The 10,022-nt window shown below is 67.9% G+C and carries 9 protein-coding genes and 1 pseudogene; 4 read left to right on the forward strand and 6 right to left on the reverse strand.

Annotated features, from left to right (window positions below; translation table 11 throughout):
- The first annotated feature begins 12 nt into the window (after window positions 1-12).
- The 3 genes from ASF51_RS06655 (at window position 13) to ASF51_RS06665 (ending at window position 2,577) form a co-directional block, all read left to right on the forward strand.
- The gene (locus tag ASF51_RS06655; RefSeq protein ID WP_055926720.1) at window positions 13-1,359 is read left to right on the forward strand and encodes an aminotransferase class V-fold PLP-dependent enzyme; all 1,347 of its coding nucleotides are present in this window, start codon (window positions 13-15) and stop codon (window positions 1,357-1,359) included.
- Window positions 1,356-1,799, forward strand: coding sequence for a Fe-S cluster assembly sulfur transfer protein SufU (gene sufU / locus ASF51_RS06660; protein WP_200920334.1), 444 nt, complete (start codon window positions 1,356-1,358; stop codon window positions 1,797-1,799). Before ASF51_RS06655 ends, sufU begins: the two co-directional genes overlap by 4 nt.
- A gap of 124 nt (window positions 1,800-1,923) precedes the next feature.
- A complete protein-coding gene (locus ASF51_RS06665) occupies window positions 1,924-2,577 on the forward strand; it encodes a hypothetical protein (RefSeq protein ID WP_055926723.1) in 654 nt (217 codons plus the stop codon).
- 29 nt (window positions 2,578-2,606) lie between these two features.
- Here the strand turns inward: ASF51_RS06665 and ASF51_RS06670 are convergent, their stop codons facing one another.
- The 3 genes from ASF51_RS06670 to purS are packed head-to-tail and all read right to left on the reverse strand — an operon-like array spanning window position 2,607 to window position 4,478.
- The gene (locus tag ASF51_RS06670; protein WP_157412032.1) at window positions 2,607-3,428 is read right to left on the reverse strand and encodes a hypothetical protein; all 822 of its coding nucleotides are present in this window, start codon (window positions 3,426-3,428) and stop codon (window positions 2,607-2,609) included.
- 58 nt (window positions 3,429-3,486) lie between these two features.
- Window positions 3,487-4,185 (reverse strand): phosphoribosylformylglycinamidine synthase subunit PurQ, encoded by a 699-nt coding sequence (purQ, locus tag ASF51_RS06675; RefSeq protein WP_055926727.1) that lies wholly within the window; start codon window positions 4,183-4,185, stop codon window positions 3,487-3,489.
- Window positions 4,185-4,478: a phosphoribosylformylglycinamidine synthase subunit PurS gene (purS, locus tag ASF51_RS06680; RefSeq protein ID WP_055926729.1), complete on the reverse strand. Its 294-nt coding sequence runs from the start codon at window positions 4,476-4,478 to the stop codon at window positions 4,185-4,187. The genes purQ and purS overlap by 1 nt, the downstream gene beginning before the upstream one ends.
- A 146-nt stretch (window positions 4,479-4,624) precedes the next feature.
- Between purS and ASF51_RS06685 the strand changes: the two genes are divergently transcribed.
- Entirely contained in the window at window positions 4,625-6,226 is a 1,602-nt protein-coding gene (locus ASF51_RS06685) for a long-chain fatty acid--CoA ligase (protein WP_055926731.1), read from the forward strand.
- A gap of 300 nt (window positions 6,227-6,526) precedes the next feature.
- Here ASF51_RS06685 and ASF51_RS19690 read toward each other — a convergent pair whose 3' ends face one another.
- From ASF51_RS19690 to ASF51_RS06695, 3 genes and pseudogenes are all read right to left on the reverse strand, one after another.
- Window positions 6,527-7,351, reverse strand: a complete 825-nt coding sequence (locus ASF51_RS19690; protein ID WP_369797301.1) for a DUF222 domain-containing protein — start codon at window positions 7,349-7,351, stop codon at window positions 6,527-6,529.
- Between the two features lie 316 nt (window positions 7,352-7,667).
- Window positions 7,668-8,503: pseudogene (locus ASF51_RS19695) on the reverse strand (DUF222 domain-containing protein); the annotation flags it as partial.
- Between the two features lie 600 nt (window positions 8,504-9,103).
- Window positions 9,104-10,003: a VOC family protein gene (locus ASF51_RS06695; RefSeq protein WP_055926735.1), complete on the reverse strand. Its 900-nt coding sequence runs from the start codon at window positions 10,001-10,003 to the stop codon at window positions 9,104-9,106.
- Between the last annotated feature and the right edge of the window lie 19 nt (window positions 10,004-10,022).

A 10,022-nucleotide genomic window follows, 5' to 3' on the forward strand; every position in this document is an offset into this window, starting at 1 on the left:
GATCCCACCCCTATGACCGTCACCGACGCATCCACCGCCGACGCCCAGCCTCTGAGCCTGGCCGAGGTCGATCGCATTCGGGCCGACTTCCCCATTCTGGGTGAAACCGTCAACGGGCATCCGCTCGCCTACCTCGACTCGGGCGCGACCGCCCAGCGCCCCGTGCAGGTTCTGGATGCCGAGCGCGACTACGTTCTGCACCGCAACTCGGCCGTGCACCGCGGTGCACACACCCTGGCGGCGGAGGCGACCGAGAGCTTCGAAGACGCCCGCGCCCGCGTCGCCGACTTCGTGGGTGTGCGCGAGAACGAGATTGTCTGGACCTCGAACGCCACCGAGGGCATCAACCTCGTCGCCTACGCGTTCTCGAACGCGAGCCTGGGTCGCGGAGCGCCCGCGTCGTCGCGGTTCGCGCTGGGCGAGGGCGACGAGATCGTCACCACTGAGATGGAGCACCACGCCAACCTCATCCCTTGGCAGGAGCTGGCGGCGCGCACCGGCGCGACTCTGCGGGTCATCCCGATCGACGACGACGGGCAGCTCGTGATGTCTGCTGCCGAAGAGATGATCGGATCGCGCACGCGCGTGCTCGCGTTCACCCATGTGTCGAACGTCACGGGCGTCATCAATCCCGTCGAGCGGCTCGTCGAGTTGGCGCACGCCGTCGGCGCGCTCGTGGTTCTGGATGCCTGCCAGTCGGCTCCGCATCGCCCGCTCGACCTGGGTGCGCTGGGCGTCGACTTCGCCGTGTTCTCGGCCCACAAGATGCTCGGACCCACGGGAGTCGGCGTGCTCTACGGCCGCTCCGAGCTTCTCGACGCGATGCCCCCGTTCCTCACGGGCGGGTCGATGATCACGACCGTCACCCTCGAGAAGGCCGAGTATCTTCCGGCCCCGCAGCGCTTCGAAGCGGGCACCCAGCGGGTGTCGCAGGCCATCGCCTTGGCCGCCGCCGTCGACTACCTGTCCGAGGTCGGGATGTCGCGCATCCACGACTGGGAGGCGGAGCTCGGCCAGCGTCTCGTCTCCGGGCTCGAGTCCATTCCCGGCATCACCGTGCTCGGTCCGCCCCCGGGTGTGGAGCGCGCGGGACTTGCCAGCTTCGTCGTCGAGGGCGTGCATGCCCACGACGTCGGCCAATACCTCGACGACCTCGGCATCGCCGTGCGCGTCGGCCACCACTGCGCCCAGCCGCTGCACCGCCGCTTCGGCGTGACCGCCTCGACCCGGGCCAGCGCCTATCTCTACAACACGCCGGCCGAGGTCGACGCGTTCCTCGAGGGCGTTCGCGGCGTCACCGCGTTCTTCGGCGTCGTGCCCACTCAGTACCCGCAATACCCGCAAGGAAGTCAGCTGTGAGCAGTTCGTTGGAAAGCCTCTACCAGGAGGTCATCATGGATCACTCGCGTTCGCCGCACAACCACGGCCTGCGCGAGGGCGGCTCGGCCGAGTCGCACCAGCTCAACCCGACGTGCGGCGACGAGGTGACCCTGCGCATCCATTCGCGGGGCGACACGATCACGTCGCTCAGCTGGGAGGGCCACGGGTGCGCGATCTCGCAGGCGTCGGCGTCGCTGCTCTCAGACGTGGTCGTCGACCTCGATCGTTCGGCGGTGCACGAGCGCATCGACGCGTTCCGCGAGCTCATGCGCTCGAAAGGCACGCTCGAGGGCGACGAGGAGCTGCTCGGCGACGCCGTCGTGCTCGGTGGAGTCTCGCGCTACATCGCCAGGGTCAAGTGCGCGATGCTCGCCTGGGTCGCCCTCGAAGACGCGATGGCGAAGACCCCCGCCGCCTGACCTGCGTTCCCTGAGCTTGTCGAAGGGCCGTCGCCCCGTTCCCTGAGCTTGTCGAAGGGCCGCCGCTCCGTTCCCTGAGCTTGTCGAAGGGCCGTCACGGCCGCATCGCCGTACCCTTGGATCCATGGCATCCACGCTCGACGAACTCGCCCGAACCCTGCCCGGCCCTCACGAACTGCGCGACAGGCTCCGCGCTTTGGCCGTGCTCGACGCGATCTGCGGCACTCGGCACCTGACCTACAGCTTCACGGCGTCGTTCTCCGAGGGCGTGGCTCTCGGCCGTTACGACAACGGGGCCGGTGACCACTATTTCGTCTTCTTCGACGGGGGCCAGACCTTCGTGCGCGTCTTCGACCACGAGTCCGACCTGAGTCCGTATGCCAACGACGGGCTGTGGCCCGGCCTCGTCGATGGTCTGCCCGCTCGACTCCAGCAGTATGCGCAGATGGAGAAGCTCGGAGACGAGGACTACCCGCTCATCACGCTCGCGATGTGGCATGACGGCATGGGCTGGAAGCACGGAACACCGGCACCGATCGATGGCGTCGAGCCGAAGCCCACGGACTGGCCCCTCTCGCAGGTGATCGCGTGGTCGGCCGACGCCGTCGCCGCTGATCGCGGGCGGTACTGGTCGCGTTCCCTCAGCGCGACGGCGATCGCTCCGATCCTCGAGCTTCGGCCGCTCACCCGCGAAATCGCCGAATCGATCAATCCCGACGTCGACTGGCCGTTCGTCGAGCGCATCGCCGCCTACGTCGGACTTCCCATCGAGGGCTGACGACGCATCCCGCCCTGATCCCGGGATCGTCAGCTCGTGAGCAGAACCGTGCTCGATCGCCACTCGTGGCTGTCGCCGCCCACCTGCCACACGACCGTCACCGCGTGCGGCCCTGTCTCAGGAGTCGTGTTCACGACGAAGGTGCGCTGGGCATCCGAGGCCGCGTCCAGTGTCGCGTCGACCGGCTGGTCTCCCTGCCACGCGTAGATCGTCTCGGGCGAACCCACCAGCGATCGCCCGTCGGCCGGATCCGCGACGGCGAACGAGATAGCGACGGGGGATGCCGGGTCGTAGGCGGCCTCGCCGGTCTGGTCTTCGGGCCCGGCGGCTGGATTGGTCCACGAGTAGACGGACTCACCGGTCGGCGGCACGCCCGCGTCGTCGATGCGCAGACCGGAGTCGGTCTGTCGCACGATCCACGCGTCGGCCGCGTCGGCGGTCGCGCCGCTCACCACGGTGATCGCTCCCTCGGGGCCCTCTGCCGCGACCAGCTGCGCGGAGGCGAGCTCGGTCGCTTCGTCGGCGGTGACGGTGCCATCGGTCGCCGCCAGCTGTTCGTACGTGTCGATTGAGCCGTAGAAGGCCTGCGATTCTGGCGACAGCAGGGACCAGCTCGTCTGAGAGTCACCCGCGGTGATGGCGTCGAGATAGTCCCGGGCGAGCGCGATCTCGGGCGTCTCCGCGGTTGTCTCGGCAGGGGCCGGAGTGGAAGCCGACGTCGTGCTGCCCGCCGGATCGGCCGTGCTCGACGGCGTGCTCGGCGAGGCCGAGCATCCGAAGAGGGCCATCGAACCGATCAGCGAGATGGCGCCGAGAAGGGTCACGGTCTGAGTACTTCGTCGAGTAGTCATACTTCGACGCTAGCGTGCTGGATGACCCCCGTTCGGGGGTACGGAGTGAACTCGGAGGCTACGCCCGAGCGAGCAGGCCCTCGAGCGCCGACGTGAAGAACGTGAGGCCGTCTACTCCCGAGCGCATCGCATCCGGGGTGTCGGGGCCGAAGCCCGGCTCGACCGCGTGCTCGGGGTGCGGCATGAGGCCCACGACGTTGCCGCGGGCATTCGTGACGCCTGCGATGTCGTTGAGCGAACCGTTGGGGTTCACGTCGAGATAGCGGAAGACCACGTGGCCCTCGCCCTCGAGGCGCTCGAGCTCGGCGGTCGAGGCGATGAATCCGCCCTCGCCGTTCTTGAGCGGGATGGTGATCTCTTGGCGATCGGTGAAGCCGTTGGTCCAGTCGGTCGACGTGTTCTCGACGCGCAGCCGCTGGTCGCGGCAGATGAAGGAGCCGTGGTCGTTGCGGATGAGACCGCCGGGCAGCAGGTGCGCCTCGGTGAGCATCTGGAAGCCGTTGCAGATTCCGAGCACGGGCACGCCGCGCTCGGCCGCCTGGATGACCTCGGCCATGATCGGGGAGTGGCTGGCGATGGCGCCGCAGCGCAGGTAGTCGCCGTAGCTGAAGCCGCCGGGCAGCACGATGGCGTCGACACCGTCGAGGTCGTGGGTGCCATGCCACAGCGCGACGGGTTCGGCGCCGGCGAGGCGCACCGCGCGCTGGGCGTCGCGGTCGTCGAGCGAGCCGGGGAAGGTGACGACGCCGATGCGCATCAGACGGAGGCTCCAGCTGCGACCTCGGATGCGCCGTCGGCGGGAGACTCGACGACGTGGATGCCGACGACATCTTCGATGACCGAGTTCGAGAGCATCTCGTCGGCCAGGGTCGCGACCTCGGCGAGCACGGCATCGGTGACCTCGCCCTCGACGGCGAGCTCGAAGCGCTTGCCGACTCGAACCGACGTGAACTGCGACTGGCCGAGGCGTGTGAGGGCGCCGAGCACGGCCTTGCCCTGGGGATCGAGAAGTTCGGCCTTGGGCATGACCTCGACGACGATTGTGGGCACCGGAGAACTCTTTTCGAGAAGTGACGGGTGGATTCGCCCCCAGTCTAAACGCTGGGCATCGGCTTCACGCCCGAGCGCTCCACTTGGCAGGCGGGCCGCCCGACCGTAGCCTCGGAGTCTGAGGTCAATGACGACTGGAGATCGTGATGAGTGAACCCGTGAGCCCCGCCGCAGCAGCCACCCCGACGGGGTACGCCACCGTCTCGGTGGCCGCCATCCTCGCCGAGACGGCCGCGCGCCGGCCCGACAAGACGGCCCTGATCGTGGGGGAGCAGAGCATCAGCTACTCCGCGCTGTGGGAGGAGACGCTTGCCTATGCAGGAGCCCTCCGCGATCGAGGGGTCGGCCGAGGCGACCCCGTCGCCATCCTGATACCGAACGTGCCCGACTTTCCCCGTGTCTACTACGCCCTCCTGGCGCTCGGCGCGATCGTCGTGCCGATTCATGCGCTGCTGAAGGCCGAGGAGATCGCGTTCGTGCTGCGCGACAGCGGGGCCACCCTGCTCGTGTGCTCGGCTCCGCTTCTCGGCGAGGGCGCGAAGGGGGCGGCGCTCGCGGGCGTCGATGTGGTGTCGCTCATGATGCCGCCGCACTCGGGCGATGAGCCGTTGGATGCCGTGGGTTTCGATCGCCTGGAGGATCTCGCCGCGCAGACGGTGCCGCCCGAGACTTACGTGGCCTGCGCCCCGGGCGACACGGCGACCATTCTCTATACGAGCGGAACGACGGGGTCGCCGAAGGGCGCCGAGGGCAGCCATTTCTCGCTGGTCGAGCAGACGAGCACGCTGCTGCTCGACACCTTCGACATGACGAGCGACGACGTGCTGCTCGGCTGCCTGCCCCTCTTTCACACCTTCGGACAGACCTGCGTGCTCAACACCGGATTCCGTGCGGGTGCCACGATCGTGCTGATGCCGAAGTTCGACGGCGCCGGCGCGATCGAGCTCATCAAGCGGCACGGCTGCACGATCTTCTTCGGGGTGCCCACCATGTACATGGTGATCCTGGCCGCCGCCGGAACCGAGCCCGTCGATACGAAGCTGCGTTACGGAATCTCGGGCGGTGCAGCGATTCCGGTGGCCATCATCGACAGGTTCACGCAGCTCTTCGGCGTCGACATCCACGAGGGCTATGGCCTCACCGAGACCTCTCCGGTCGCCAGCTTCAACCAGCGCGGGATCACCCCGCGGCCCGGAACGATCGGCACGCCGATCTGGGGCGTGGATGTCGAGATCGCCCGGGCCGAGAACGACGATGCGATCGAGCTGCTTCCTCGGGGGGAGCTCGGCGAACTGGTGATCAGGGGCCACAACCTCATGAAGGGCTACCTGCACCGCGAGGAGGACACGGCCCGGTCGGTGGTCGACGGATGGTTCCGCACCGGCGACCTCGGAACGAAGGACGACGACGGCTACCTGCGCATTCTCGACCGCAAGAAGGACATGATCCTGCGCAACGGCTACAACGTGTACCCCCGCGAGGTCGAGGAGGTGCTCGCCGGGCATCCGGATGTCTCGATGGCGGCCGTGTACGGCATCCCCCACGAGGTGCATGGCCAGGAGGTGGTTGCGGCGGTGGTGCTGGTCGCCGGAGCGACCGCAACCGGCGCGGAGCTGGTGGCGTTCGCCGAAGAGCACGTCGCTGCGTACAAGTACCCGCGGGAGGTTGCGATCGTGGAGGCGCTGCCGATGGGTCCGAGCGGAAAGGTGCTGAAGAGGGAGCTCGTGGCGCGCCACGACGTGCGCTGATCGAGTAGCCCTGTTTCCTGACCTGTCGTTCCCAGACCATTTCGTTCCCTGAGCCTGTCGAAGGGCGTCTCGACAAGCTCGACGAACGGGGTATCGAAGGGCGTCTCGACAAGCTCGACGAACTGGGTATCGAAGGGCAAGGCGTCTCGACGAGCTCGATGAACGGGGTGTCGATGGGTCTGGCGTCTCGACAGGCTCGACGAACGGGGTGTCGATGGGTCTGGTGTCTCGACAGGCTCGACGAACGGGGTGTCGATGGGTCTGGCGTCTCGACAGGCTCGACGAACAGGGTTACCGGGGTCACCATGGCCTGCCTGTTCGTTGGTGTCCGGCGGGCCTCGGTGTTCGGTTCGGGTCTTGCCAGGTGGGTGGTCTGACATGCGGTTTGCCGTGGACCATCACCAATTGCCACGCCGAGGTGTGGATGGTGGCGTGGTGGAACGGGCACAGCAAAGCGAGGTTGTCGATGTCCGTTCTTCCGGGCGGGTAGTCGTGGCTTACCCAGGGGGTGACGTGGTGGGCCTGACACCGTGAGGGTGGCGCCGTGCAGCCGGGGATGACGCATCCTCCGTCGCGGGCGGCGAGGGCCTTGCGTTGCCTTCGGGTGGCCAACCGTTTCGTCTTGCCGTGATGCAGGACCTCGCCGTGCTGGCCGAAGAGGGTGGTGATCGTGTCGCCATGGCAGCGAAGTTGGTCGACGGTGCTGATGGGGATCGGTTCGGTGCTGCCGTCGATCCACGCGGCACCGCGCCCGGACCGGAGGTCGTCGAGGGTGACGTGCACATTCACGGTCGGCGCCGCACCGTTCAGCAGCGAAGCGGACGGTGAGGTGGCGGCCATTTCGAGGAGGGTCATGACCGCGTCGAGCAGCTTCTGCTCCGCCGTGCGCGCATCGACGACCGCCTCGTCACTTGAGGTGTCGTCCTGCGCGGCCGGTTCGAGTGGTGGTGGGTCGTTGATCGTGAGCCCACCGTCTGCCTGGTCTCCGGTGATGCCCTGATTGCCGGCGAGGCCTGCACCGGCATGACTGAGATCGGTCGCTTCCGGGCCCGCCGCGTGTGATGCCGGATTCGATGTATCGAGGGTGCGCGGACTGAGAATGGAGTCGACCGCGGCCAGGAACACACCGAGTTGCAGGGNCGCGCCGGCTGGCTGCGCCTGATCGCCGACCGCCTCGATGCCGGCGAGGCCTGCACCGGCATGACTGAGATCGGTCGCTTCCGGGCCCGCCGCGTGTGATGCCGGATTCGATGTATCGAGGGTGCGCGGACTGAGAATGGAGTCGACCGCGGCCAGGAACACACCGAGTTGCAGGGGTGGGAGTGCGTATCTGCCGCGGGCCATGCCGTCGGCGCCGACTTTCGGGTAGCTGAACCCGCGCAGGGATTGCTTCACGGCGTCGCGGGGTTCGGCTCCGTCGGGGTCGAGGTGTTCCCGGATNAAAGCGTGCTTCGGGACGCGTGATACACCGAGTTGCAGGGGTGGGAGTGCGTATCTGCCGCGGGCCATGCCGTCGGCGCCGACTTTCGGGTAGCTGAACCCGCGCAGGGATTGCTTCACGGCGTCGCGGGGTTCGGCTCCGTCGGGGTCGAGGTGTTCCCGGATGCGGATCGCGAGTCGGCCGATCTCCTCGACTGTGTACCGCCTCGGCACCCGCCAGAACGCGTCCGCGCCGCCATTGCCATCACCATCGCTGTCGCCATCGCCATCGCCATCATCCGCGTCGCCCGCACCGGCGCCCTCCTCGGAACCCGCATCCGCATCGGCGTCCGCAGTTCCGTCGGCATCTATGTCCGAGTTGATATCGGCGTCCGTGTCTGCGGCGGTGGCGATCGCGGCGGCGATCAGGTGTCGTTCGGCCCGGTCGGTGTCATCCGACCAGCCGGTGCGGTTCACCACCTCGGACAAGGTGCGGCTGATCACCGCCGCCGTATCGACACCGACCTGACCTGCGAAGAATGCCTCCTCGACCTGCGGGAAGAAACTCGGGTTCGAGGTTCCCGAGATCGAGATCGATGACCGCAGCCGCTGGCCCAGGGAGATGCGGGTCGCGGCGGTGCGCTCGGAAATGTTCGTGGTCGCGGAAAGGAGCTTTCTCGCTGACGCGAACCCATGACGGTAGGCGAGACCTGCGGTGTCGAGTTCACGGCGGGACTCATTCGCGATTTCGGGATCGGCGCCCGACCCGGCACCGGTGTTCACGGCTGCGCGGTTCTCGTCGAGGAGCTCACGAAGACGCATGGCGATATCGCCGAGGGATGCGTCGTGGAGGTCCATACGAGAAGTCAAACAGTAGCCACCGACATTGGGCCGGCAGGAGCATTCGATGCTTGATCAGGGGATACGGGTGTGGATAACTTGGTCAGAACGGGGGCTGTGGAGGAGAGGATGAGGGCGCCTTGAGGGGCCCTTCGACAAGCTCAGGGAACGGCGGCCCTTCGACAGGCTCAGGGAACAGGACCTTCGACAGGCTCAGGGAACGGCGGCCCTTCGACAGGCTCAGGGAACGAGCCCTTCGACAGGCTCAGGGAGCGGAGCCCCCTTCGACAGGCTCAGGGAAGGGGGGTCCTTCGACAAGCGCAGGGAACGAGCCCTTCGACAGGCTCAGGGGGCGGGGACCCTTCGACAAGCTCAGGGGGCGGCGGCCCTTCGACGGGCTCAGGGAACGGGGGCCCATTTGACAGGCTCAGGGAGCGGGTAGCTCGGAGCGCGGTCTGGTCTCGATACGCGCTGCTCGTTCCTCGCGAGCACTACTCGACCGGCGCATGAGGCGTGGTGGGGCGGGGCCCCTTCGACAGGCTCAGGGAGCGGGGCCCCTTCGACGGGCTCAGGGGGCGGGCCCCCGTCTCTACAAGCTCTACTAGCGAGGTGACGCAGCTACTCGGCCGACGCCGGCGCCGGCGCCGCCACAGGCGCCGGCACGATCCGGATCTGGTTGTCCCACGGGTCGGCGACCATGAGCGAGCGTCCGTCGTCGCGGGTCTGCAGTCCGTAGTGCCCGAGCCGCTCGCCGACCTGTCCGACCTCGTCAGACGTGGGAACCACGATCTCCACGAGCCCCAGTCCGAGCGCGAGCGGTCGTCGCCCGGCGCCCTTCGACTGCCACACGTTCATCGCCATGTGGTGGTGGTAGCCACCCGCCGAGACGAACAGCGCCGAGTCGCCGAAAGCCGTCGTCGTCTCGAAACCGAGCTTGTCGACGTAGAACTCCTTGGCCGAGGCCACGTCTCCGACAGAGAGGTGCACATGCCCCACGAGAGCGCCCCCGACGCGCGGGTCGTCGACCAGCTCGGGGGTCACGTGCTCCTGCAGAAAGGCGTTCGGGTCGAGATACACGGTGCCCATCTCGATCTGCCCGTGCGCCCAGCTCCACTCGGTGCGCGCGCGGTCCCAGTAGAGCTCCACGCCATTGCCCTCGGGGTCGGTGAAGTAGAAGGCCTTCGACACGAGGTGGTCGGCGCTGCCCGTGAACGTTCCGGGCGCGTGGCGGGCCACCGAATACAGGGCGGCAGCCAGCGCCGCCTCCGTCTCGAACAGGATGGCCGTGTGGTACAGCCCCGCCGACCGGGGCGCGGCATGCTTCAGCTCGGGCGCGTGCTGCAGGATGACAGCGGGCACGCCGCCCCGCCCGAGCACGGCCACGTCGCCCTCCTGGCTCTGCAGCTCGAGAGTGACCGCGTCACGGTAGTACGCGATCATCCCGTCGAGGTCGCCGACGCGAAGCGTGACGGCTCCCATTCCGGTCTGGGCCGACAAGAGGTCGTTGCGTGTGCTCATGCCCTCTACAACTACACCA

This window comes from Agreia sp. Leaf283 (genome assembly GCF_001422485.1).
Taxonomy (GTDB): domain Bacteria; phylum Actinomycetota; class Actinomycetes; order Actinomycetales; family Microbacteriaceae; genus Agreia.

Excerpts from the sequence above, each read along its gene's own strand:
- ASF51_RS06665 (WP_055926723.1), top strand. The coding sequence starts at position 1,924 with ATGGCATCCACGCTCGACGAACTCGCCCGAACCCTGCCCGGCCCTCAC.
- ASF51_RS06685 (WP_055926731.1), top strand. The coding sequence starts at position 4,625 with ATGAGTGAACCCGTGAGCCCCGCCGCAGCAGCCACCCCGACGGGGTAC.
- ASF51_RS06670 (WP_157412032.1), bottom strand. The coding sequence starts at position 3,428 with ATGACTACTCGACGAAGTACTCAGACCGTGACCCTTCTCGGCGCCATC.
- ASF51_RS06695 (WP_055926735.1), bottom strand. The coding sequence starts at position 10,003 with ATGAGCACACGCAACGACCTCTTGTCGGCCCAGACCGGAATGGGAGCC.
- ASF51_RS06655 (WP_055926720.1), top strand. The coding sequence starts at position 13 with ATGACCGTCACCGACGCATCCACCGCCGACGCCCAGCCTCTGAGCCTG.
- purQ (WP_055926727.1), bottom strand. The coding sequence starts at position 4,185 with ATGCGCATCGGCGTCGTCACCTTCCCCGGCTCGCTCGACGACCGCGAC.